The sequence below is a fragment of the Ollibium composti genome, assembly GCF_004801285.1.
Lineage (GTDB): Bacteria > Pseudomonadota > Alphaproteobacteria > Rhizobiales > Rhizobiaceae > Mesorhizobium > Mesorhizobium composti.
The window spans coordinates 588744-613386 of record NZ_SSNY01000001.1; the positions used below are offsets into that span (position 1 = coordinate 588744).

22 protein-coding genes are annotated in these 24643 nt (G+C 64.2%); 18 read left to right on the plus strand and 4 right to left on the minus strand.

Annotation, left to right across the window (positions count from 1 at the left end):
• The first annotated feature begins 69 nt into the window (after nucleotides 1-69).
• The 10 genes from eno (at nucleotide 70) to E6C48_RS02845 (ending at nucleotide 9719) form a co-directional block, all read left to right on the plus strand.
• Nucleotides 70-1344: a phosphopyruvate hydratase gene (gene eno / locus E6C48_RS02800; protein WP_136353745.1), complete on the plus strand. Its 1275-nt coding sequence runs from the start codon at nucleotides 70-72 to the stop codon at nucleotides 1342-1344.
• 133 nt (nucleotides 1345-1477) lie between these two features.
• A complete protein-coding gene (locus E6C48_RS02805) occupies nucleotides 1478-1801 on the plus strand; it encodes an FtsB family cell division protein (RefSeq protein WP_136354009.1) in 324 nt (107 codons plus the stop codon).
• Between the two features lie 175 nt (nucleotides 1802-1976).
• The gene (pdhA, locus tag E6C48_RS02810; protein WP_136353747.1) at nucleotides 1977-3014 is read left to right on the plus strand and encodes a pyruvate dehydrogenase (acetyl-transferring) E1 component subunit alpha; all 1038 of its coding nucleotides are present in this window, start codon (nucleotides 1977-1979) and stop codon (nucleotides 3012-3014) included.
• Between the two features lie 15 nt (nucleotides 3015-3029).
• Nucleotides 3030-4430, plus strand: a complete 1401-nt coding sequence (locus E6C48_RS02815) for a pyruvate dehydrogenase complex E1 component subunit beta (RefSeq protein ID WP_136353749.1) — start codon at nucleotides 3030-3032, stop codon at nucleotides 4428-4430.
• Between the two features lie 18 nt (nucleotides 4431-4448).
• Nucleotides 4449-5831 carry a pyruvate dehydrogenase complex dihydrolipoamide acetyltransferase gene (locus E6C48_RS02820; RefSeq protein WP_136353751.1) on the plus strand — a complete coding sequence of 461 codons (1383 nt, stop codon included), beginning with the start codon at nucleotides 4449-4451 and terminating at the stop codon, nucleotides 5829-5831.
• Nucleotides 5832-5841: 10 nt separating this feature from the next.
• Nucleotides 5842-6489, plus strand: a complete 648-nt coding sequence (locus E6C48_RS02825; RefSeq protein ID WP_136353753.1) for an SGNH/GDSL hydrolase family protein — start codon at nucleotides 5842-5844, stop codon at nucleotides 6487-6489.
• Nucleotides 6482-7927 carry a dihydrolipoyl dehydrogenase gene (lpdA, locus tag E6C48_RS02830; protein ID WP_136353755.1) on the plus strand — a complete coding sequence of 482 codons (1446 nt, stop codon included), beginning with the start codon at nucleotides 6482-6484 and terminating at the stop codon, nucleotides 7925-7927. Before E6C48_RS02825 ends, lpdA begins: the two co-directional genes overlap by 8 nt.
• A 77-nt stretch (nucleotides 7928-8004) precedes the next feature.
• A complete protein-coding gene (locus tag E6C48_RS02835) occupies nucleotides 8005-8289 on the plus strand; it encodes a GlsB/YeaQ/YmgE family stress response membrane protein (protein ID WP_136353757.1) in 285 nt (94 codons plus the stop codon).
• Nucleotides 8290-9258 carry a lipoyl synthase gene (gene lipA, locus E6C48_RS02840; protein ID WP_136353759.1) on the plus strand — a complete coding sequence of 323 codons (969 nt, stop codon included), beginning with the start codon at nucleotides 8290-8292 and terminating at the stop codon, nucleotides 9256-9258.
• An 11-nt stretch (nucleotides 9259-9269) separates the two neighbouring features.
• On the plus strand, nucleotides 9270-9719 hold the full coding sequence (locus E6C48_RS02845) for a type II toxin-antitoxin system RatA family toxin (RefSeq protein WP_136353761.1): 450 nt from the start codon (nucleotides 9270-9272) through the stop codon (nucleotides 9717-9719).
• A gap of 167 nt (nucleotides 9720-9886) precedes the next feature.
• Here E6C48_RS02845 and E6C48_RS02850 read toward each other — a convergent pair whose 3' ends face one another.
• Together E6C48_RS02850 and E6C48_RS02855 are read right to left on the minus strand one after the other, a co-directional pair.
• A complete protein-coding gene (locus E6C48_RS02850) occupies nucleotides 9887-10408 on the minus strand; it encodes a CinA family protein (protein ID WP_136353763.1) in 522 nt (173 codons plus the stop codon).
• Nucleotides 10405-11637: a bifunctional 2-C-methyl-D-erythritol 4-phosphate cytidylyltransferase/2-C-methyl-D-erythritol 2,4-cyclodiphosphate synthase gene (locus E6C48_RS02855; RefSeq protein ID WP_136353765.1), complete on the minus strand. Its 1233-nt coding sequence runs from the start codon at nucleotides 11635-11637 to the stop codon at nucleotides 10405-10407. The genes E6C48_RS02850 and E6C48_RS02855 overlap by 4 nt, the downstream gene beginning before the upstream one ends.
• A gap of 139 nt (nucleotides 11638-11776) precedes the next feature.
• Here E6C48_RS02855 and dusB point away from each other — a divergent pair, with 139 nt between their 5' ends.
• From dusB to hflX, 8 genes are all read left to right on the plus strand, one after another.
• Nucleotides 11777-12790 carry a tRNA dihydrouridine synthase DusB gene (dusB, locus tag E6C48_RS02860; RefSeq protein WP_136353767.1) on the plus strand — a complete coding sequence of 338 codons (1014 nt, stop codon included), beginning with the start codon at nucleotides 11777-11779 and terminating at the stop codon, nucleotides 12788-12790.
• Nucleotides 12787-13917 (plus strand): two-component system sensor histidine kinase NtrB, encoded by a 1131-nt coding sequence (locus E6C48_RS02865; RefSeq protein ID WP_136353770.1) that lies wholly within the window; start codon nucleotides 12787-12789, stop codon nucleotides 13915-13917. The genes dusB and E6C48_RS02865 overlap by 4 nt, the downstream gene beginning before the upstream one ends.
• Nucleotides 13914-15368: a nitrogen regulation protein NR(I) gene (ntrC, locus tag E6C48_RS02870; protein ID WP_136353772.1), complete on the plus strand. Its 1455-nt coding sequence runs from the start codon at nucleotides 13914-13916 to the stop codon at nucleotides 15366-15368. The genes E6C48_RS02865 and ntrC overlap by 4 nt, the downstream gene beginning before the upstream one ends.
• 120 nt (nucleotides 15369-15488) lie before the next feature.
• Nucleotides 15489-17762, plus strand: coding sequence for a sensor histidine kinase NtrY-like (locus tag E6C48_RS02875; protein WP_168734433.1), 2274 nt, complete (start codon nucleotides 15489-15491; stop codon nucleotides 17760-17762).
• The gene (gene ntrX / locus E6C48_RS02880) at nucleotides 17752-19113 is read left to right on the plus strand and encodes a nitrogen assimilation response regulator NtrX (protein WP_136353776.1); all 1362 of its coding nucleotides are present in this window, start codon (nucleotides 17752-17754) and stop codon (nucleotides 19111-19113) included. Before E6C48_RS02875 ends, ntrX begins: the two co-directional genes overlap by 11 nt.
• A 99-nt stretch (nucleotides 19114-19212) precedes the next feature.
• A complete protein-coding gene (locus tag E6C48_RS02885) occupies nucleotides 19213-20076 on the plus strand; it encodes a D-amino-acid transaminase (protein WP_136353778.1) in 864 nt (287 codons plus the stop codon).
• Between the two features lie 143 nt (nucleotides 20077-20219).
• A complete protein-coding gene (gene hfq, locus E6C48_RS02890) occupies nucleotides 20220-20465 on the plus strand; it encodes an RNA chaperone Hfq (protein WP_018428055.1) in 246 nt (81 codons plus the stop codon).
• Entirely contained in the window at nucleotides 20466-21854 is a 1389-nt protein-coding gene (hflX, locus tag E6C48_RS02895) for a GTPase HflX (protein ID WP_136353781.1), read from the plus strand.
• A gap of 100 nt (nucleotides 21855-21954) precedes the next feature.
• Here the strand turns inward: hflX and mazG are convergent, their stop codons facing one another.
• Together mazG and E6C48_RS02905 are read right to left on the minus strand one after the other, a co-directional pair.
• Entirely contained in the window at nucleotides 21955-22788 is an 834-nt protein-coding gene (mazG, locus tag E6C48_RS02900; protein WP_136353783.1) for a nucleoside triphosphate pyrophosphohydrolase, read from the minus strand.
• A gap of 82 nt (nucleotides 22789-22870) precedes the next feature.
• Nucleotides 22871-24055 (minus strand): amino acid aminotransferase, encoded by a 1185-nt coding sequence (locus E6C48_RS02905; protein ID WP_136353785.1) that lies wholly within the window; start codon nucleotides 24053-24055, stop codon nucleotides 22871-22873.
• Nucleotides 24056-24643 lie beyond the last annotated feature (588 nt).

Sequence of the window (24643 nt, forward strand, 5' to 3'; positions counted from 1 at the left end):
GCCGATTGCGTTTTGCGACGCTTTGGCTAAGACGGGCGCGTTCCAACCCATTGCCGTGAGGACCATCCAATGACCGCCATCGTCGATATCGTGGGCCGCGAAATCCTGGACAGCCGTGGCAATCCGACCGTCGAGGTCGATGTCGTGCTGGAAGACGGCTCGATGGGCCGGGCTGCGGTTCCCTCCGGCGCCTCCACCGGCGCGCATGAGGCGGTCGAACTGCGCGACGGCGGCCCGCGCTATCTCGGCAAGGGCGTCGAGCGCGCCGTCGAGGCGGTGAACGGCGAGCTGTTCGAGGCGATCGGCGGTATGGACGCGGAGAACCAGCTTCACATCGACCAGACGATGATCGAGCTGGACGGCACGCCCAACAAGAGCCGGCTCGGCGCCAACGCCATCCTCGGCGTTTCGCTGGCCGTGGCGAAGGCGGCGTCCGAAGCCGCCGGCCTGCCGCTCTACCGCTATGTCGGCGGCGCCGGCGCGCATGTGCTGCCGGTGCCGATGATGAACATCATCAACGGCGGCGCCCATGCCGACAATCCGATCGATTTTCAGGAATTCATGATCATGCCGGTCGGCGCGTCCTCGCTGCGTGAGGCGGTTCGCTGGGGCTCGGAAGTGTTCCACACGCTGAAGAAGCGGCTGAAGGACGCCGGCCACAACACCAATGTCGGTGACGAGGGCGGCTTCGCGCCGAACCTGAAGAGCGCGCCGCAGGCGCTCGACTTCATCATGGAGTCCATCGAAAAGGCCGGCTACAAGCCGGGCGAGGAGATCGCGCTCGGCCTCGACTGCGCTTCGACCGAGTTCTTCAAGGACGGCGCTTACGTCTACGAGGGCGAGAAGAAGACGCGCGATCCCAAGGCGCAGGCGAAGTATCTCGCCAAGCTGGCGAGCGACTATCCGATCATCTCCATTGAGGACGGCATGGCCGAGGACGACTGGGAGGGCTGGAAGGTTCTCACCGACCTGATCGGCAAGAAGGTGCAACTTGTCGGCGACGACCTGTTCGTCACCAACTCGGCGCGCCTGCGCGACGGCATCCGCATGGGCGTCGGCAATTCCATCCTGGTCAAGGTGAACCAGATCGGTTCGCTGTCGGAGACCCTCGACGCCGTCGAGACGGCGCACAAGGCCGCCTATACGGCGGTGATGTCGCATCGTTCCGGCGAGACGGAGGATTCGACCATCGCCGACCTCGCCGTCGCCACCAATTGCGGGCAGATCAAGACCGGCTCGCTGTCGCGCTCCGACCGCATCGCCAAGTACAACCAGCTGATCCGCATCGAGGAGGAACTGGGCAGCCAGGCGCACTATGCCGGCACGTCGATCCTCAAGGGCTGAACGGCCTGTTCCGGAACTCGGAGGAAAGGGCGGCTTTGCCGCCTTTTCTTTTTTACCCAGGCGCGTGATCCCGGCGTCCGTAACCGTCCATTAAGCAAGAATCTGCGAGAAAGGAGGGATGAGAACCAGGGTCATGTGGACACGCCAGCACAAGCAGCGGAACATCGGTCGGCTGATCGTGCCGACATTGTGCGCGGCGGTCTTGGCCTATTTCGGCTTTCATGCTTATCATGGCGAATTCGGCATCTATTCCCGATACCGGATGCAGGCTCAGGTGGCCGATCTGCAGGCGCAGGTCGCCGCCATAAAGGGGCAGCGCATCGAACTGGAGCGGCGGGTGCAGCTCCTGCACGACGGCTCGCTCGAGAAGGACATGCTGGACGAACAGGCGCGGCGCGCCCTGAACGTCTCGCATCCTGACGAAGTGACGGTCATGTTGCCGGGTTCGGGTAATTAACCGAATTCCGGTTAATCTTGCTAAGTTCCAATGATTTTAACCGTTTAGTCGCATGACAGCCATGCATTTTTCCGCATTGGCGAACGTCTAAATTGCATGTTAGCGTGTCCTCAATCGACGGGGAGGCGAGACACTCCTCCGCAGTCCGCAAAGAGACGCCAACAGGGAGTGATTGATGGCTACCGCCGCCAGGAAAGCGCCTGCCAAATCGAAAGCCGACAGCAAATCGGCGCTGACGACCCCGAAGCCGGCAGACTTCACCAAGCAACAGGAACTCGACGCCTATCGCGGCATGCTCCTGATCCGCCGCTTCGAGGAAAAGGCCGGCCAGCTCTACGGCATGGGCTTCATCGGCGGCTTCTGCCACCTCTACATCGGTCAAGAGGCCGTCGTCACCGGCATCAAGATGGCGCTCGTGGAGGGCGACCAGATGATCACCGCCTATCGCGACCACGGCCATATGCTTGCCATGGACATGAGCCCGCGCGGTGTGATGGCCGAGCTGACGGGCCGCCGCGGGGGCTACTCCAAGGGCAAGGGCGGCTCCATGCACATGTTCTCCAAGGAGAAGAATTTCTACGGCGGCCACGGCATCGTCGGCGCGCAGGTGTCGCTCGGCACGGGGCTCGCCTTCGCCAACAAGTATCGCGGCAACAAGAACGTCTCGGTCACCTATTTCGGTGACGGCGCCGCCAACCAGGGCCAGGTCTACGAGAGCTTCAACATGGCCTCGCTGTGGAAGCTGCCGGTCATCTACGTCATCGAGAACAACCGCTACGCCATGGGCACTTCGGTGACCCGCTCCTCGGCCGAGACGGATTTCTCGCATCGCGGCGCGTCCTTCAGGATTCCCGGCATCAAGGTGGACGGCATGGACGTGCGGGCGGTGAAGTCGGCCAGCGACATGGCGACGGAATGGTGCCGCTCGGGCAACGGCCCGATCATCCTCGAGATGAATACCTACCGCTATCGCGGCCACTCCATGTCCGATCCGGCCAAATACCGCTCGAAGGAAGAAGTGCAGAAGATGCGCTCCGAGCACGACCCGATCGAGCAGGTGAAGGCGCGGCTCACGGAGAAGAAGTGGGCGAGCGAGGACGAGCTGAAGGCTGTCGACAAGGAGGTGCGCGACATCGTCGCCGACGCGGCCGACTTCGCCCAGACCGATCCCGAGCCGGACGCGTCCGAGCTCTGGACCGACATCACGCTGTAAGGGGAGGGCTAGGATATGCCGATCGAAATTCTGATGCCTGCGCTCTCGCCGACGATGGAAGAGGGCAATCTCGCCAAGTGGGTGAAGAACGAGGGCGACAAGGTCGCGCCCGGTGACGTGATCGCCGAGATCGAGACGGACAAGGCGACCATGGAAGTCGAGGCCGTCGACGAGGGCACGCTGGGCAAGATCCTGATTGCCGCCGGCACCGAGGGCGTCAAGGTCAACACGCCGATCGCCGTGCTGTTGCAGGACGGCGAGACCGCCGGCGACATCGGCAAGGCTGCCGCTCCCGCCAAGGCGGAGGCGCCCGCGAAGGCCGAGGAGCCGGCGCCGAAGGCTGCCGAGGCATCGGCCAGCGATGCGGCCGCGCCCGTGCCCGCCGCGCCGAAGGCGGAAGCCGCCGCCGATCCCGACATTCCGGCTGGCACCGAGATGGTCTCGACCACCGTTCGCGAAGCGTTGCGCGACGCCATGGCCGAGGAGATGCGTCGCGATCCCGACGTTTTCGTCATGGGCGAGGAGGTCGCCGAGTACCAGGGCGCCTACAAGATCACGCAAGGGCTGTTGCAGGAGTTCGGTGCCGAGCGCGTCGTCGACACGCCGATCACAGAGCACGGCTTCGCCGGCGTCGGGGTGGGTGCTGCGATGACCGGCCTGAAGCCGATCGTCGAGTTCATGACCTTCAACTTCGCCATGCAGGCGATCGACCAGATCGTCAATTCGGCGGCCAAGACGCTCTACATGTCCGGCGGCCAGATGGGCGCGCCGATCGTCTTCCGCGGCCCGAACGGCGCGGCCGCCCGCGTCGCGGCCCAGCACAGCCAGGATTACGCCGCCTGGTACAGCCATATCCCTGGTCTCAAGGTGGTGATGCCCTACAGCGCCGCCGACGCCAAGGGCCTGCTGAAGGCTGCGATCCGCGATCCGAACCCGGTCATCTTCCTCGAGAACGAAATCCTCTACGGCCATTCCTTCGACGTGCCGAAGCTGGACGACTTCGTCCTGCCGATCGGCAAGGCGCGCATCCACAAAGCGGGCAAGGACGTCACCATCGTCTCGTGGGGCATCGGCATGACCTATGCGGTCAAGGCCGAGGCCGAACTCGCCAAGATGGGCATCGACGCCGAGATCATCGACCTGCGCACCATTCGCCCCATGGATCTCGATACCATCATCGCCTCGGTAAAGAAGACCAACCGGCTGGTGACGGTGGAGGAAGGCTTCCCGCAGTCCTCGGTGGGCGATTTCATCGCCAACCAGGTGTCGCGCCAGGCCTTCGACTATCTCGACGCGCCGGTCATCACCGTCGCCGGCAAGGATGTGCCGATGCCTTACGCGGCCAATCTCGAAAAGCTGGCCCTGCCGAACGTCGGCGAGGTCATCGAGGCGGTCAAAGCCGTCACCTATCGCTGAGCCGGCCGGGAGGGAACAATGCCGATCAACATCACCATGCCGGCCCTGTCGCCCACGATGGAAGAGGGCAACCTCGCCAAGTGGCTGGTCAAGGAGGGCGACAAGGTTTCGCCGGGCGACGTGATCGCCGAGATCGAGACCGACAAGGCGACCATGGAGGTCGAGGCCGTCGACGAGGGCACGGTCGCCAAACTCGTCGTGCCGGCCGGCACCGAGGGCGTCAAGGTCAACGCGCTGATCGCCGTCCTTGCCGGTGAGGGCGAGGATGTCGGCGCTGCCGCCATGGGCGGCGGCGATGCGGCGCCGAAGGCTGAGGCAAAAGCCGAGGCTCCGAAGCAGGATGCCCCGAAGGCTGCACCCGCCGCCGCGCCGGCACCGGCCGCAGCGAGTGCCGCGCCTGTCGCGAACGGTTCTGCCAAGACACAGGGCGACGACAATCCATATCCCCATCGCACTTTCGCCTCGCCGCTGGCGCGTCGCATCGCCAAGGATGCCGGGATCGACGTAACGGCGGTTTCCGGTTCCGGCCCGCATGGCCGGGTGGTGAAGGCAGACGTCGAAGCGGCCATCGCCGGCGGCGGTGCCAAGGCGGCGCCTGCCGCCACGGCTGCGGCCTCCCCGACCGCTGCTCCGACCGCCGCTCCAAAAGCAATGTCGGACGACGCGGTGCTCAAGCTGTTCGAGCAGGGCTCCTACGACCTCGTCCCGCACGACAACATGCGAAAGACCATCGCCAAGCGGCTGGTCGAGGCGAAGTCGACCATCCCGCATTTCTACCTGACGCTGGATTGCGAACTGGATGCGCTGCTGGCGCTACGTTCGCAGCTCAACGCCGCCGCCCCGACGAAGAAGACCGACAAGGGCGACGTGCCGGCCTACAAGCTGTCCGTCAACGACATGATCATCAAGGCGATGGCCATGGCGCTGATGGCGGTGCCGGACGCCAACGCGTCCTGGACGGATGCCGCGATGGTCAAGCACAAGCATGCCGACGTCGGCGTGGCGGTGTCCATTCCGGGCGGGCTGATCACGCCGATCATCCGCAAGGCCGACCAGAAATCGCTGTCGGCGATCTCCAACGAGATGAAGGACCTCGCCTCCCGCGCGCGCAACCGCAAGCTGAAGCCCGAGGAATACCAGGGCGGCACGACGGCCGTGTCCAATCTCGGCATGTTCGGCATCAAGGATTTCGCCGCGGTCATCAACCCGCCGCATGCGACGATCCTGGCGGTCGGCGCCGGCGAGCAGCGGGCCGTGGTGAAGAACGGCGAGGTCAAGGTGGCCACCGTGATGTCGGTGACGCTGTCGACCGATCATCGCGCCGTCGACGGCGCGCTTGGTGCCGAACTGCTCGGCGCCTTCAAGACGCTCGTCGAGAACCCGATGGCGATGCTCGTCTAGGGTCAGGCTGGTGAAGACGGTCCTCTGCTATGGCGACTCGCTGACCTGGGGCTTCAACCCCGAAGGTGGCCGTCATTCCCTTGAGGATCGTTGGCCGAGCGTCGTCCAGGCGGCACTGGGTTCGTCGGTGCAGGTCATCGCCGAGGGGTTGAATGGCCGCACCACCGCCTTCGACGAGTACGTGGCTGGCGCGGATCGCAATGGCGCGCGCATCCTGCCCACCGTCGTGATGACCCACACGCCCATCGATCTGATCATCTTCCTGCTCGGGACCAACGACATGAAGCCGTGGATCCACGGCAATCCGGTCGCGGCGAAGCAGGGGATGCAACGGCTGATCGAGATCGTGCGCAGCCACGACTACGGGTGGCCGCCGCCGCAGATCCTGATCGTTGCGCCTCCTGTGGCAGGTCATACCGAAAATGCCGAGTACAGGGCGATGTTCGCCGGCGCTGAGGCGTCGTCGAAGCATCTTGCTCCACTCTTCGCCGCGCTGGCTGCGGAAACGGGCTGCGGCTTCTTCGACGCCGCTGCGGTCGCGACGACCACGCCGCTCGACGGCATCCATCTCGACGCGAAGAACACGCGAAAGATCGGCGAGGCGCTGGCCCCGGTCGTCCGCGCAATGCTGGAAACCAAGGAGACAAGCCGTGGCTGAGAATTACGACGTCATCATCATCGGCTCCGGCCCCGGCGGCTATGTCACGGCGGTGCGTTCGGCACAGCTCGGCTTCAAGACGGCGATTGTCGAGCGCGAGCACCTTGGCGGCATCTGCCTCAACTGGGGCTGCATCCCGACCAAGGCGCTGCTGCGCTCGGCCGAGATCAAGCACTATGCCGACCATCCCGAAGCCTACGGGCTGAAGATCGGCGGGCCGGTGACGGCTGACACCGCCGCTGTGGTGGACCGCTCGCGCAAGGTTTCGCTCAGGCTCAACGGCGGCGTCGCCTTCCTGATGAAGAAGAACAAGGTGGACGTGATCTGGGGCGAGGCCAAGCTTTCCAAGCCGGGCGAGATCGTCGTCTCCAAGACCGCCAAGAAGGCGATGGAGCCGCAGCCGCCGGCGCCGAAAGGGACCAAGGGCGAGGGCACCTACACGGCCAAGCACATCATCCTTGCCACTGGCGCCAGGCCGCGCGTGTTGCCCGGCATCGAGCCAGACGGCAAGCTGGTCTGGACCTATTTCGAGGCGATGGTGCCGAAGGAGATGCCGAAGTCGCTGCTGGTGATGGGCTCCGGCGCCATCGGCATCGAGTTCGCCTATTTCTACCGCACCATGGGCGTCGACGTGACCGTGGTGGAGGTGATGCCACAGGTGATGCCGGTCGAGGACGCCGAGGTGTCGAAGTTCGCGCAGAAGCAGTTCGAGAAACAGGGCATGAAAATCCTGCTCGAAGCGAAGGTTACCAAGGTCGAGAAGGGCGCCAATTCGGTCACCGCCACCGTCGAGAAGAAGGACGGCTCGGTGGAGAAGATCACCGCCGACCGGATGATCTCGGCCGTCGGCGTGCAGGGCAACATCGAAGGTCTCGGGCTGGAGACGCTGGGCGTCAAGACGGACCGCGGCTGCGTGGTGGTGGACGGCCATGGCCGCACCAACGTGCCGGGCATCTACGCCATCGGCGACGTCGCCGGGCCGCCGATGCTGGCGCACAAGGCCGAGCATGAGGGCGTCATCTGCGTCGAGACCATCGCCGGCGTTCCGGGCGTGCACGGGCTCGACAAGGGAATAATCCCCGGTTGCACCTATTGCAGCCCGCAGGTGGCTTCCGTCGGCCTGACGGAAGCGAAGGCCAAGGCGGAAGGCCGTGACATCCGCGTCGGCCGCTTCCAATTCGGCGCCAACGGCAAGGCCATTGCGCTCGGCGAGGACCAGGGCTTCATCAAGACCATCTTCGATAAGAAGACCGGCCAGCTTCTCGGCGCGCATATGGTCGGCGCCGAGGTCACCGAGCTGATCCAGGGCTATGTGGTGGCGATGAACCTGGAAACGACCGAGGAAGAACTGATGCACACGGTCTTCCCGCATCCGACGCTGTCGGAAATGATGAAGGAAAGCGTGCTCGACGCCTATGGGCGCGCGCTGAACGCATGACGGGCCTGTGGCGGCAGGGGTGTTTGCCGGCCGCCCGTTGACCTATATCGGGGCGGCGGCTTGTGAAGGAGGCAGGAATGGACCAGAGCGTCGGGATCATGGCCATGCCGGGCGTCGGCTTTTTCGGCATGCTGGTGATCGGCTTCCTCGCCGGCTGGATCGCCGAGCGGTCGATGAACCGCGACCACGGCTTCCTGACGAACATCCTGGTCGGCATCGCCGGCTCCTTCGTGGGCGGCGGGCTGGCCAGCCTGCTCGACGTCCACTATCAGGGCTTTCTCGGCAACCTGCTCGTGGCCGTCATCGGCGCGATCGTCATCCTGTGGATTTTCGGCCGGGCCAAGGCCCGCGGAGTGAACTGAATGGTCACCGTACTCGACAGAACCGCTACCCCGGCCCCGCGTCCGCGCCACCCTGAAAAGGCGCACCGGCCCGACCAGGAAGTTCTGCGCAAGCCGGACTGGATTCGTGTGCGGGCGCCCGTCTCGAAGGGCTATGCGGAAACCCGCGAGATCGTGAAATCGCACAAGCTGGTGACGGTGTGCGAGGAAGCAGGTTGCCCCAACATCGGCGAGTGCTGGGACAAGAAGCACGCCACCTTCATGATCATGGGCGAGATTTGCACGCGCGCCTGCGCCTTCTGCAACGTCGCAACCGGCATGCCGCTGCCGCTCGACGCGGACGAGCCTAACCGTGTCGCCGATGCGGTGAAGACGATGGGGCTGAGCCATGTCGTCATCACCTCCGTCGATCGCGACGACCTCGCCGATGGCGGCGCGGAGCATTTCGCTGAGGTGATCCGCGCCATCCGGGCGGCGACGCCATCCACCACCATCGAAATCCTGACGCCGGACTTCCTGCGCAAGGAAGGCGCGCTGGAGGTCGTGGTGGCGGCCAAGCCCGACGTCTTCAACCACAATCTGGAGACGGTGCCGTCGAATTACCTCACCGTGCGGCCCGGCGCCCGCTATTTCCACTCGATCCGGCTGTTGCAGCGGGTGAAGGAGCTCGATCCGTCGATCTTCACCAAGTCGGGCATCATGGTGGGGCTGGGCGAGGAGCGCAACGAGGTGCTTCAGCTCATGGACGACCTGCGCTCGGCCAATGTCGACTTCATGACCATCGGTCAGTACCTCCAGCCGTCGAAGAAGCACCATCCGGTGGTGCGCTTCGTCACGCCGGACGAGTTCAAGTCCTACGAGACGGTCGGCAAGACCAAGGGATTTCTGCTCATGGCCTCGAGCCCGCTGACGCGCTCGTCGCACCACGCCGGCGAGGATTTCGCCCGCCTGCGCGCCGCACGCGAGGCGCAACTCGCCAAGTCGGCCTGAGCGGCCGGCTGATGCCGAAATTCGAGGCAACCCGCCGCGTCGCGCATACGCCCGAACAGATGTTCGATCTCGTCGCGGATGTGGAGAAATATCCTGAGTTCCTGCCCTTGTGCGAACGGCTCGCTGTGCGTTCGCGCAAGGAGCGCGACGGGCGCACAGTGCTCGTGGCCGACATGAGCATTGGTTACAAGGCGATCCGCGAGACTTTCACCACCCAGGTGCTTCTCAAGCCGGACGAGCGCATCATCGACGTCAAATACATCGACGGGCCGTTCAAGTATCTCAGCAATATCTGGGGGTTCGAGCCGGCCAGCGACGGCTGCTTCGTGCGCTTCTTCATCGACTACGAGTTCAAGAGCCGCATACTGGCGACGCTCATGGGCACGATGTTCGATCGCGCTTTCAGGATGTTTGCCGAAGCCTTTGAAAAAAGGGCGGACGTGATCTACGGCACGGATTGATCGGGTGCGTCCTTCGAGGCTCGCTCCGCTCGCACCTCAGGATGAGGAAGGTCTGTACGCTTCCCCGAAAAAACAAGGAATTCTTAGGCAACGACTATAAGAGGAGGCAAGGAACTAACCGCCCTCATCCTGAGGTGCGAGCGGAGCGAGCCTCGAAGGACGCACCATCAATCTTCGTCCAGCGCCTTCAAGCCCATTTCCAGAGCGTGCCGAACCGTCTGGCGGCGGATGTAGTCGCGGCCGCGATTCTCGAAAGCGCGCTTTTCGGTCACGACCCGCTGTCCGGTCATCGCCAGGCCGAACCAGACCAGCCCGACCGGCTTGTCCGGCGAGCCGCCGTCCGGTCCGGCAATGCCGGTGACGGCGAGCGCGATGCCCGCATGGGAGCGGGCGAGCGCGCCGGCTGCCATTTCCTGCGCCGTTTCGGCCGAGACGGCGCCATGCGCGTCGAGCGTGACCGGAGAGACGCCGAGCAGTTCCATCTTGGCGTCGTTGGAATAGGTGACGAAGCCGCGGTCGACCATCGAGGACGAGCCGGGGATATCGGTCATCGCCGCGATGATCAGGCCTCCGGTACAGCTTTCCGCGGTCGCTGCAAGGATTTTGTGCTTCAGGCAAGCTTTGAGGAACTGGTCGGCGAGTTCGCCGATCTCCGATGCCTTCACTTCACCAACGCCCGCTTCGCTCATTCGGGAACCTCTCCTGGGTAGATGACGCTGGCCGTCGCGATTGCCGCGATGCCTTCTTCGCGTCCTACAAAACCCAGTTTCTCGTTTGTGGTTGCCTTGATGGAGATGCGGTCGGGTGAAATCTTCAGCATTTCGGCCAGTGTGGTGGTCATGGCGGCGCGATGTGGGCCGATCTTCGGCGCCTCGCAGATCAGGGTGATGTCGGCATTGGCGATGCGGCCGCCGCGCCCGCGCACGATTGCTGCCGCATGTTCGACGAACAGGTGCGAGGCCGCACCCTTCCACTGCGGATCGGACGGGGGGAAATGCGTGCCGATATCGCCGGCGCCGCAGGTGGCGAGCAGCGCATCGGTCAGCGCATGCAGGCCGACATCGGCGTCGGAATGGCCGGAGAGGCGCTTGTCGTGCGCGATCCTGACGCCGCAGAGCGTCACGTGGTCGCCCGGCTCGAAGGCGTGCACGTCGTAGCCGTTGCCGGTACGGGTATCCGGAAAAGACGAGTGTCCGTGCCCGAGTTTCTGATCTGCCATGGCAATATCCCGCGCCCAGGTGAGTTTGACGTTGTCGGGCGAGCCGGCGACGAGCCGGACCGGCATATTCGCCCATTCGGCAATGGCCGAATCGTCGGTGAAGTCGGAACGGCCTGCCTGATGCGCCTTTTCGTGCGCGGCCAGGATCGGCGCGAAGGGAAAGCCTTGCGGCGTCTGTGCGCCGTGAAGGCCGGCGCGCGGCACCGTTGCGGCCACCGTGCCGTCATCGGCTTCGCGCTTCAGCGTGTCCGCGATGGGCAGGGCCGGCAGCGCACCTTCGTTCTCGCCGATGGCCGTGATGGTGCGGCCGATCAGGTCGGCCTCGACAAAGGGGCGCACGGCGTCGTGGATCAGCACATGCGTCGGATCGCGGCCGGCAAGCGCCAGAAGCCCCAGCCGCACCGACTGCTGGCGGGTCGCGCCGCCGACGACCGGCATGATGCGCTTTGCGTCGAGCCCGGCGGTCGCCTGCTGGAACAGTTCGCCATCGTCGGCATGGATGGCCACGGCAACCACATCGACCAGCGGGTGAGAGAGGAAAGCTTCGAGCGTATGGGCGATGACGGCGCGGCCGCCGATACGGCGGTATTGCTTGGGACCATCGCCCTGGCCGGCGCGCTCGCCCCGGCCGGCCGCGACGATCACCACTGCCACCTTCATGCGCTTTCCGTCCGTTTCGTTTTTGCTTGCCGGCGTCATGGCGCAAGGCTTAGTCGGGGCGCCTGCCGAAAGCCAGCCCCTTCGCTTCGGGCGTACCGCTGCGGACTATTTTGCATTGCACAATTCAGAACTTCTGACTACACAATATGCAGACTGAAAACATGCTTGGTTTTTGTGCATGACCGAATTGGCGAGTTTGGCCGAACCGCTGGACGTTGGCGGTGTCTCTATCCGTAACCGGGTCTTCCTGGCGCCGATGTCGGGCGTCACCGACGAGCCGATGCGTCGCCGCGCCTATGCGCATGGCGCCGGGCTGGTTGTCTCGGAAATGGTGGCGAGCGGTGAGCTCGCACGAGGGCGACAAGGGTTTGACCTGCGCATCCGCCACTCCGGCCTGCCGGTGCATATGGTGCAACTGGCGGGCCGCGAGGCCGCGCATATGGCCGAGGCGGCGCGGATCGCGGAAGGCGAGGGCGCCGATATCATCGATATCAACATGGGCTGCCCAGCCAAGAAGGTGACGGGCGGATACGCCGGCTCGGCGCTGATGCGCGATCTCGATCAGGCGCTGTCGCTGATCGAGGCGGTGATCGGCGTGGTCAAGGTGCCGGTGACGGTGAAGATGCGGCTGGGTTGGGATGAAACGGTGCTGAATGCGCCGGTCCTCGCGGCACGCGCGGAGCAGGCCGGCGTGAAGATGGTGACGGTGCATGGCCGCACCCGTTGCCAATTCTACAACGGCAAGGCGGATTGGGATGCGATCCGCCGGGTCAGGGAAGCGATCTCGGTTCCTCTCGTCGCCAACGGTGACGTCTGCTCCGCCGAAGATGCCGCTGTGATCCGCGAACGGTCGGGAGCGGATGCCGTCATGGTCGGCCGCGCGCATTACGGGGTGCCTTGGGCGGCCGGGGTAATTACAGGCGAGGCGGCAGATATCCCCGAAGCGGCCGGTGCGATGGCCGACTATGTCGTCGCCCATTACGAGGACATGCTGGCGCTCTACGGTATCGAAAGCGGGTTGCGGCAGGCGCGCAAGCATATCGGCTGGTATCTCGACCGCCATGCGGTCACGACTCCGCCGGAGCTGCGCAAGGCGATCCTCACATCGTTTGAACCGCAGCGCGTCGTTGCTGGAATCCGCGAGGCGTTTGCGCGCGCCGGAGATACGCCCGTGCTCAGGAGTGCGGCATGAACGCGCCCGCGCAGGCTGCCGCCGTGGCGGACGCCGCCCAGATCGTGCTGAACACTATCCGCCGGCCGGTGATCATGGTCGGCCCGGATGGTCATGTGTCCTTCGCCAATGCCGACGCGGAGGATTTTTTCCGCTCCAGCGCGCCCATCCTTGCGCGCAACACGCTGGGACAGCTCATTCCCTTCGGCAGCCCGCTGCTGGCTCTGGTCGAGCAGGTGCGTGAGCGCCGGGCGCCTGTCAACGAGTATCGCGTCGACGTATCCTCGCCGCGTCTCGGCATCGAGAAGGTCGTCGATCTTTACGTGGCGCCGGTGCCGGAATTTCCGGGGTCCGTCGTGGTGATGTTCCAGGAGCGCTCCGTCGCCGACAAGATCGACCGGCAGATGACCCATCGCGGCGCCGCGCGTTCCGTTACCGGACTGGCGTCGATGCTGGCGCACGAGATCAAGAACCCGCTTTCCGGCATCCGGGGTGCCGCGCAATTGCTGGAGCTTTCAGCCTCCGATGAGGACAGGGCGCTGACGCGGCTTATCACGGAGGAAACCGATCGTATCGTTGCCCTCGTCGACCGCATGGAGGTGTTTTCCGACGAGCGACCGATCGACCGCTATCCCGTCAACATCCACGTCGTTCTCGATCATGTGAAGGCGATTACCAAAAACGGTTTTGGAAAGAAAATCAGGCTATTGGAGGATTATGATCCATCGCTGCCTCCGGTCTACGCCAATCGCGATCAGCTGATCCAGGTGTTCCTCAACCTGGTCAAGAACGCCGCCGAGGCGATCGGCGGCGATCCGCTGGGCGAGATCACGCTTTCCACGGCCTTCCGACCGGGCATCCGCATGTCGGTGCCGGGAACGCAAGACCGCGTATCCCTGCCGCTGGAATTCTGCGTGCACGACAACGGGCCGGGCGTCTCGGAGGATATCCTGCCGATCCTGTTCGATCCCTTCATCACCACCAAGCAGAACGGCTCCGGGCTGGGACTGGCACTGGTGGCCAAGATCGTCGGTGAGCATGGCGGCATCGTCGAATGCGATTCGACGCCTCGCGGCACGACCTTCCGCGTGCTGCTGCCGGCCTGGAAGGAGACGGGGCCCGGACCTGACACGGAGGATCGCCGATGAGCGTGAAAGGCAACATCCTCGTCGCCGACGACGACGCGGCGATCCGCACCGTGCTCAACCAGGCGCTGTCGCGCGCCGGTCACGTCGTTCGCGTGACGTCGAGCGCCTCGACGCTGTGGCGCTGGGTGGCGGCGGGCGAGGGCGACCTGGTCATCACCGACGTGGTGATGCCGGACGAGAACGCCTTCGACATGCTGCCGCGCATCAAGAAGGCGCGGCCGGACCTGCCGGTCGTCGTCATGAGCGCGCAGAACACCTTCATGACGGCCATCCGCGCCTCGGAAACCGGTGCCTACGAATATCTGCCGAAACCCTTCGACCTCACCGAACTGCTCGGTATCGTCAGCCGGGCGCTGGCCGAGCCACGCCGGCCGAAGATCGAGCAGCGTGCCGAGGAACAGCTCGAGGCGATGCCGCTGGTCGGCCGCTCGGCCGCTATGCAGGATATCTATCGCATGCTGGCGCGCATGATGCAGACGGACCTCACCGTCATGATCTCCGGCGAATCGGGCACCGGCAAGGAACTGGTGGCGCGTGCGCTGCACGAATACGGCCGCCGGCGCGGCGGGCCGTTCGTTGCCATCAACATGGCGGCGATCCCGCGCGACCTGATCGAATCGGAGCTGTTCGGCCACGAGAAAGGGGCTTTTACCGGGGCACAGAACCGCTCCAGCGGCCGCTTCGAACAGGCCGAAGGCGGCACGCTGTTCCTCGACGAGATCGGCGACATGCCGATGGAGGCGCAGACGCGGCTGCTGCGCGTGCTCCAGCAGGGCGAATACACCACCGTCGGCGGCCGCACGCCGATCCGTACCGACGTGCGCATCGTGGCGGCCACCAACAAGGACCTGCGGGCAGCGATCAACCAAGGCCTGTTCCGCGAAGACCTGTTCTACCGCCTCAACGTCGTGCCGCTGAGACTGCCGGGCCTGCGTGAGCGCGCCGAGGACATTCCCGACCTGGTGCGGCACTTCTTCAAGCAGGGCGAGAAGGAAGGACTTGAGGCCAAGCGCATTTCCGTTGCCGGGCTGGAACTGATGAAGCGCTATCCGTGGCCGGGGAACGTACGCGAGCTGGAAAATCTCGTGCGGCGGCTGGCGGCGCTCTATCCGCAGGACGAGATTTCGGCCGAGGTAATCGAGGCGGAACTGAAGACGGGCGAAACGGCCGTGGTGCCCGACGGTGACGCGCTGATTCCCGACAACCTGTCCATCGGCCAGGCGGTCGAGCACTATCTGCAACGCTATTTCGCTTCCTTTGCCGGTGAGTTACCGCCGGCGGGGCTTTACGACCGAATCCTGGCGGAAGTGGAGTATCCGCTGGTCCTCGCTTCGATGACGGCGACCCGGGGCAATCAGATCAAGGCCGCCGAACTGCTCGGCTTGAACCGCAACACGCTGCGCAAGAAGATCCGCGAGCTTGGCGTCAACGTCTACAAATCCGCCCGCTAGATACGACCGGAAAAGGCTTGGGATTAGCGGGCAAAAGATTTTGGCCGCTCGCCGCTTTGTTGCATAATCGCCACAATGCGTTGCATAGATGTTACGCAGACCATGGCGACGAACGACAAGATGACGCTACAGGCTCCGACATTGGCCGGACCGCTTTTTCGCAAGGCAGGCAGCCGTGATCCACGGCGGCTGCTGGCCATGCCCGGCGTTATCGCGATCGCCGGCGCGCTGCTGACGGCGGCCGTTTCCTTCGCGATTCTGGTCGGCGTCACGCCGATCACGCCCGACGAATCGACCACGCTGGTGCTGATCGGCGTCAACGCCGTCTTCATCCTGTGCCTGATGGCGCTGATCGGCCGCGAAGTGCACCGCATCCTGATGGCGCGGCGTACCGGGCGGGCGGCGTCGCGCCTGCATGTGCGGATCGTCGCGATGTTCGCGCTGGTGGCCGCCATTCCCGCCATCATGGTGGCGATCGTCGCTTCGGTGACGCTCAACATCGGCCTCGACCGCTGGTTCGAGATCCGCACCAAGACGATCGTCAATTCCTCGCTGTCGATCGCCGACGCCTATGTGCAGGAAAACGCCCGCAACCTGCAGGGCACGACGCTGTCCATGGCCTTCGACCTCGACAACGCCCGCCAGCTCTACGGTCTCGACCGCACCGGCTTCCTCGACCTGCTGAACAAGGAAGCCATCGGCAGAGGGCTGGCGCACGCGGCTCTGGTGAAGCCGGACGGCTCGTACGTCATGAGCGCCAAGACGAACACCGACTTCCCCATGCCCGAGCCGCCGGAAGGCTCGATCCAGGAAGCGGAGAACGGCCGGCCGCTGCTGATTGCGCCAGAAACCCGCAACATCATGGGCGCCATCATCAAGTTGAAGGAACTGGACGGGCTGTTCCTCTACACGATCAAGCTGGTCGATCCCGAAGTGATCAAGGCGCGCGCCATCGTGCGGGCTAACACCGACGAATATCGCGGCCTTGAGAAGAACCGGCGCACCTCGCAGGTCGCCTTCGCGCTTCCCTATCTGTCGTTGACGCTGATCATCATCCTCTCGGCCGTCTGGACCGGTATCGCCGTGGCGGACCGGCTGGTGCGGCCGATCCGCCAGCTCATCGGCGCCGCCGACGAGGTCGCGACCGGCAATCTGGACGTCTCCGTGCCGGTGCGGCCTTCCGACGGCGACGTGGCCTACCTCGGCGATACCTTCAACAACATGCTGCTCGAACTGAAATCCCAGCGCAACGAGTTGCTGTCGGCCAAGGACCTGATCGACGAGCGCCGTCGTTTCTCCGAAGCGGTTCTGGAAGGGGTGACGGCGGGCGTTATCGGCGTCGATTCCAACGGCACGATCACCATCGTCAACCGCTCCGCAGAGACGATGCTGGCCACCTCGTCTGCGGCGGCACTCGGCAAGAACCTGTCCGCCATCCTGCCGCATGTCGGGCGTGTGTTCGAGATCGGTCGCAAGTCTGGCAGGCCGGTCTATCGCGAGCAGGTCACCTTCTTCCGCACAGGGGCCGAGCGTACCTTCAACGTGCAGGTGACGGTGGAGCAGGCGGAGGGTGACGTCGACGACACTTCCTATGTGGTGACGGTGGACGACATCACCGATCTCGTACAGGCCCAGCGCTCGTCCGCATGGGCCGACGTGGCGCGGCGCATCGCCCACGAGATCAAGAACCCGCTGACCCCCATCCAGCTGTCGGCCGAGCGCATCCGCCGCCGCTACGGCAAGGTCATCACCGAAGACCGCGAAGTCTTCGACCAGTGCACCGACACCATCATCCGGCAGGTCGAGGATATCGGGCGCATGGTGGATGAATTCTCGGCCTTCGCGCGCATGCCGAAGCCCGAGATGAAAGCCATCGACCTGCGCGAGCCCCTGCGCGAGGCTTCGTTCCTGGTCGAAGTCAGCCGTCCCGACATTACCTTCGAGCGTGATTTCGGCGACGAGCCGCTCAAGGGCACGTTCGACAGCCGGCTTCTGGCGCAGGCTTTCGGCAACGTCGTCAAGAACGCCGCCGAGGCGATGGAAGGGATCGATTGGAAGGACGGCGACCGTGGCGTCATCCGGGTGCGGGCGCGGCGCGAGGGCGATGCCTATCGGGTCGACGTCATCGACAACGGCAAGGGATTGCCGCGCGAAAGTCGCCAGCGCCTGCTGGAGCCTTATATGACGACGCGCGAGAAAGGCACCGGCCTCGGCCTCGCCATCGTCAAGAAGATCGTCGAGGACCATGGCGGGCGATTGGAACTCCACGACGCACCGGCGGATTTCCACGGTGGGCGAGGGGCCATGATCAGCATGATCGTGCCCGCCGCAGCACCTGGCGCTGGGCGGAACACACAAGAACGAGAAACTGAAAAGGTCGACAATGGCGTCTGATATTCTCATCGTCGATGACGAGGAAGACATCCGCGAACTGGTCGCCGGTATCCTGAGCGACGAGGGACACGAAACCCGCACCGCGCACGATGCCGACAGTGCGCTGGCCGCGATCGCGGAGCGCGCGCCGCGGCTGATCTTCCTCGACATCTGGCTGCAAGGTTCGCGTCTGGACGGGCTGGCGCTGCTCGACGAGATCAAGACCTTGCACCCGAACCTGCCTGTGGTGATGATTTCCGGGCACGGCAACATCGAGACGGCGGTATCGGCCATCCGGCGCGGCGCCTACGATTTCATCGAAAAGCCGTTCAAGGCGGACCGTCTGATCCTTGTCGCCGAGCGTGCGCTGGAGACGTCCAAGCTCAAGCGTGAGGTGTCCGACCTCAGGCAGCGCAGCGGCGAGACGTTCGATCTGATCGGCATGTCCTCTGCGATGAGCCAGCTGCGCCAGACCATCGAGCGTGTCGCGCCGACCAACAGCCGCGTGATGATCGTCGGGCCGTCGGGTTCCGGCAAGGAACTGACCGCGCGCGCCATCCACGCGCTGTCGGCGCGCAAGAGCGGGCCGTTCGTGACGCTTTCGGCCGCGACCATCACGCCCGAGCGCATGGAGATCGAGCTGTTCGGCACCGAATCCAACGGCACCGAGCGCAAGGTCGGCGCGCTGGAAGAGGCGCATCGCGGCATCCTCTATATCGACGAGGTCGCCGACATGCCGCGCGAGACGCAGAACAAGATCCTGCGCGTGCTGGTCGAGCAGCAGTTCGAGCGGGTAGGGGGCACCAAGCGGGTCAAGGTGGACGTGCGCATCATCTCCTCGACCTCGCAGAACCTGGAGGCGATGATCGCCGAGGCCCGTTTCCGCGAGGACCTTTACCATCGTCTCGCCGTCGTGCCGGTGACGGTTCCGGGCCTTGCCGAACGGCGTGAGGATATTCCCTATCTGGTCGATAATTTCATGAAGCAGATCGCCCGCCAGACGGGCATTCGGCCGCGCCGCATCGCCGACGACGCGATGGCGGTGCTGCAGGCTCACAACTGGCCGGGCAACGTGCGCCAGCTTCGTAACAACATCGAGCGGCTGATGATCCTGACGCGCAGCGACGACGTCGATGCGCCGATCACCGCCGATCTGCTCCCCTCCGAGATCGGCGACGTCATGCCGCGCACGCCCAACCAGTCGGACCAGCACATCATGGCGCTGCCGCTGCGCGAGGCGCGCGAGCAGTTCGAGAAGGACTACCTTGTGGCGCAGATCAATCGCTTCGGCGGCAACATCTCCAAGACGGCCGAGTTCATCGGCATGGAGCGCTCGGCGCTGCATCGGAAATTGAAGTCGCTGGGGGTGTGAGCGAACTGGGAGCCCTTTGCTGGCCTATCCGCTTCCACCTTGTCCCGTTTCACCCTATTCGCTACTCCCTATTCGCTATTCGTTCTCTCAGGTGAGTCCATGCCGCGCATTGCCTATGTCAACGGACGCTATGTCGTCCATCGCGACGCCTGTGTGCATATCGAGGATCGCGGTTATCAGTTCGGCGACGGCGTCTACGAAGTCTGCGAGGTGACGCGGGGTTTCGTCGTCGATACGGTCCGCCATCTCGACCGGTTGAACCGTTCGCTGAGCGAATTGTCGATGGCGTGGCCGATGGCGCGCAAGGCGCTGGTTGTCGTCATGCGCGAGGTGATCCGGCGCAACGGGGTCGTCAACGGCCTCGTCTACGTGCAGGTCACGCGTGGCGTCGCCGGTCGCGATTTCGTCTTTCCATCGCCGGATACGCCGCCGTCGCTGGTGGTGATCGCGCGCAAATTCAACATGGATGCGGTTGCCAAGCGGGTCGAGAACGGGCTGAAGGTCATCACCGTGCCGGAGAACCGCTGGGATCGCGTCGACATCAAGTCGACCGGCCTCTTGCCGAACGTACTCGCCAAGCAGAAGGCGAAGGAAGCGGGCTGCCAGGAAGCCTGGTTCATCGATACCGACGGCATGGTCAAGGAAGGCGGTTCGTCCAATGCTTGGATCGTCACCAAGGACGGCGTACTGGTGACGCGACCGGCCGACCACGGCATCCTGCGCGGTATCACCCGCACGACCATGTTCGACGTCGCCGAAAAGCTCGGGCTGAAGATAGAGGAGCGCAAGTTCTCGGTCGCCGAGGCCAAGGCTGCGCGCGAAGTGTTCATCAGTTCGGCAACGACCATCGCCATGCCGATAGTTGAAATCGACGGCGCGACGATCGCCAACGGCCATCCGGGCTCCATTACACTTTCGTTACGGCAGGCGTTTTTTGACGTTGCGGAAAAAATTAAGGCCTGATAACCGCTTAAGTGGAATGAACATCAATCTATCTCGTTCTGCTTGTCGTGAAGAACGACGAGGGGGTTTGTGCGCTTGACATGCGCCCGGTATTTTGGCGCAGTGGCAGACAAATCGAAGGGGATCGGCGAAAGACCAGAACAATGGCAGAGCGTTCTCAAAATCTTCAGGACTTGTTCCTGAACTCTGTTCGCAAGAGCAAGAATCCACTGACGATCTTTCTCATCAACGGCGTGAAGCTGACCGGTGTGGTGACCTCGTTCGACAATTTCTGCGTGCTTCTGCGCCGCGACGGTCATTCGCAACTCGTCTACAAGCATGCCATATCCACGATCATGCCGAGCCAGCCGGTTCAGATGTTCGATGGTGAGGAAAGCCAAGGCGGCTAATTGACATCACGTCATGACGAGGCGGACCGCGAGGCCCGCGCAAGATCGGCACAGGACAATGGCACGGACCGCAAGACGGCGATTCGCGCCGTGATCATCGTGCCGGTTCTGACGCGCCAGCCACGCGGCGAGGACGACGACGCCTCCCGCCCACGCCTTTCCCGTTCGGCCGATGCACGCCGCGACGAAGCGGTGGGGCTCGCCCGCGCCATCGACCTCGAGCCGGTCCACGCGGCCGTCGTCACGGTCAACGACCCGCGTCCGGCCACGCTTCTCGGCACCGGCAAGGTGGCCGAGTTCGCGGAAATCGTGAAGGACAGCAAGGCCGACCTGGTCATCGTCGACCATCCGCTGACGCCGGTGCAGCAGCGCAATCTCGAAAAGGAACTGAACACCAAGGTGCTCGACCGCACCGGGCTGATTCTCGAAATCTTCGGCGAGCGCGCCCGCACGAAGGAAGGCGCCTTGCAGGTCGAGCTTGCGCATCTGAACTACCAGAAGGGGCGGCTGGTGCGGTCCTGGACGCACCTCGAGCGCCAGCGCGGTGGCGCCGGCTTCCTCGGCGGTCCGGGCGAAACGCAGATCGAGGCCGACCGCCGCGTCCTGCAGGACAAGATCGTCAAGCTGAAGCGCGAGTTGGAAACGGTGCGCCGCACCCGCGACTTGCACCGCGCCAAGCGCAAGAAGGTGCCGTTTCCGGTGGTCGCCATCGTCGGCTACACCAACGCCGGCAAGTCGACGCTGTTCAACCGGCTGACCGGGGCAGGGGTGCTGGCGGAGAACATGCTGTTCGCCACGCTCGACCCGACCTTGCGGCGCCTGCGTCTGCCGCATGGCACGCCTGTCATCCTGTCGGACACCGTCGGCTTCATCTCCGACCTGCCTACCCATCTGGTCGCCGCTTTCCGCGCCACGCTGGAAGAGGTGGTCGAAGCTGACCTTGTGCTGCATGTGCGCGACATTTCCGATCCCGATACGGCGGCCCAGGCCGAGGACGTGGAGCAGATCCTGGCCGATCTCGGCGTCGACGCGCAGGATTCCAAGCGTGTCGTCGAAGTGTGGAACAAGATCGACCTTCTGGACGAGGACCATCGTGCCCGCCTGCTGGAAGACGATGCTGCGCGCAAGCGCCCGCCCGTTGCCATATCGGCGATTACCGGTGAGGGGCTGGACACGCTGATGGAGACGATCGAGGCGCATGTCTCGGGTGAACTCAGTCCGCTCACGGTGACACTGACGCCTGCCCAGCTCGGCCTGATCGACTGGCTCTACCGCAACGGCGACGTGACCCGCCGCACCGACAACGAGGATGGTAGCGTAACGCTCACGCTGCTTGCCACGCAAAACGCGCGCGAGGAGATCGAAAGCCGGCTGCGGGGCAGGGCATAGAGCGGTTCTGATTTTAGCGGAATCGGCAGAACCCCTCTATCTCTTTGTTTTAGCCGCATTTCCGGACGCAAAACCGTTTCACGCTTTTGCTGGAAATGCTCTAGCTGCCGCTTTTGCGGGCCTTGGCTTGCTGCCAGAGCGCTTCCATTTCCTCCAGCGTTGCCTCGTCGAGCGAGCTTCCGGACGCTTCCAGCGCCTGTTCGACATGATGGAAGCGGGAGCGGAATTTCTCGTTGGTGCCTGAAAGGGCGGCTTCCGAATCGAGTTTCAGGTGACGGCCGAGGTTGACGAAGGCGAACAGCACGTCGCCGAACTCGTCCTTGATCGCGGCCGTATCGCCGCCGGCCAACGCCTCGCGCAATTCGCCGATCTCCTCCTCGATCTTGTCGAGGATGGGTGCGGCCTCGTTCCAGTCGAAGCCGACGCGGGCGGCCTTTTCCTGGAGCTTCAGCGCTCGCGTCAGGGCAGGCAGGGCGACCGGCACCGAATCGAGAAAACCCTGGCCGTGATCCTCGGGATCGAGGCCGCGGGCGAGGCGGGCGGCGCGCTTCTCGGCCTTCTCCTCGGCCTTGATCTTTTCCCACATGCCCTTGGCCATGCCGGCGCTGCGCGCCTTATCGTCGCCGAAGACGTGCGGATGGCGGCGGATCATCTTGCCTGTGATCGCTTCGACGACATCGCCGAAGTCGAACTCGTCGATCTCCTCGGCCATGCGGGCGTGGTAGACGACCTGCAGCAGCAGATCGCCGGCTTCCTCGCGCAGGTTGTCGAGGTCGTTGCGAGCGATGGCGTCGGCGACCTCGTAGGCTTCCTCGATCGTGTAGGGCGCGATTGTGGAAAAGGTCTGCTCGACGTCCCACGGACAGCCGGTGCCCGGCGCGCGCAGCGCCGCCATGATCTCGATCAGCCGGGAAATGTCGCGGGAAGGTTCCATCGGCGGATGCTATCGCGGCATCCACTGTCCGGCTATTGCGGACCGGAAGCGGCGGCCATGTTGTCCACAGCCGCCGCCGCTATCAGTCAAGCACCGAGACGACGGCCTTGGCCAGCTCTTCCAGTCCGTTCTCCGGCAGGCCGGCGACGTTGATGCGGCTGTCGCTGACCATATAGACGGCATGCTCCTCGCGCAGGCGCTGCACCTGGCTTTCCGTCAGGCCGAGGCGCGAGAACATGCCGCGATGGCCGGCGATGAAATCGAACCTGTCGGAGTTGGACTGGCGGCGCAGCGCCTCGGCGAAACGCTGCCTGAGCAAAAGCATGCGCTGGCGCATTTCTTCCAGTTCGGCCTGCCAGTCGGCGCGCAGGGCAGGGTCCTGCAAGACCATACGCACCGCGGCGGCGCCATGGTCCGGCGGCATGGAATAGAGCGTGCGCGCGCCGGCAAGCATCTGGCTCGAAGCGATGTCGGCCTGTGCGGCATTCGCCGTCATGACCATGGCTGCACCGACGCGGTCGCGGTAGACGGCGAAGTTCTTCGAGCAGCTTGCCGCCACGACCATCTCTGGCACCTTGGCGGCGACGATGCGCAGGCCTTCGGCATCGGCATCGAGGCCGTCGCCAAAACCCTGATAGGCGATGTCGATGAACGGCAGCAGGTTCTTTTCAACCAGCAGGCCGGCAACGGCCGTCCACTGGCTGGCGTCGAGATTGGCGCCCGTCGGGTTGTGGCAACAGCCATGCAGCAGGATCACATCGCCTGCGGGCGCGCCCTTCAGCGCCGCCAGCATGGCGTCGAAACGAACGGTTCCGGTCTCGGCATCGAAATAGGGGTATTCCCGAACCTGGAGTCCCGCGGCGCGCAGGATCGCGATGTGGTTCACCCATGTCGGGTCCGACACCCACACGGTCGCGTCAGGCCGGGCGTGCTTCAACAGTTCGGCGACAAGCCTGAGCGCGCCGGAGCCGCCCGGTGTCTGGGCGGCGCGGATGCGCGTCGTATCGGCGTTCGCGCCGAAGACGAGTTTGGCCATTGCCTCGTTGAAAGCCGTATCGCCGGCGAGCCCGAGATAGGACTTGCTGTCCTGATCGGCGAGCAGCCGCTTCTCGGCTTCGCGAACGGCACGCATGACCGGCGTCTTGCCGGCGTTGTCCTTGTAGACGCCGACGCCGAGATCGACCTTGTTCGGGCGCTCATCGGCACGGTAGAGCCCGATCAGGGCCAGGATCTTGTCTGCGGGGGCGGGCTTCAGGTCTTCGAACATGGAGAGGCTTTCAGCGTTCGGCGTTGCGTGATGGAGCGCCGGTTGGAGGCAGGGGCTTGATACGCAAATCGACGCGGTTGCGCCAGCGCCTTTGCGCCTCGGCTTCCTCATAGATCAAAGTCGCATAAGATAGAAATCGGAATTTCAATGACTTAGTGACAGTAACCACCTGAATCTGATTTGGGTGTTACCTGTCAAGAATGAAAAAACATTATCCCGACCATTAATATCAACATCCAGATCGCCACCGTTGACAACGTCTTATCCATCACCCCCTCCGATCACACCACGGCACGAACCGCTTAACGCCGCCGCCCTTCGAGCGAGCGGCTTTCTTACTATCAGGACGTTCCTTGCAGTGTACACCGTCGCGCGCCTTTTCAGACGACTTCCTTGCGTCAGGCTCCTTGACTGCATGAACTAAAGATAGGTTTGAGCGGGTTCGCTGCTTTTCCAGCTTAAGAGTTTTCGGAGGGCTCCGCTTAGCAGCGGGAGAGGGTAGGGGCGACACCACAGGTTCGCGCAGGGATGACCGCACGGCTCCGCCGTTGATCCGGTCATGGTAAGAGCGATCCCTAGTCGGGATCG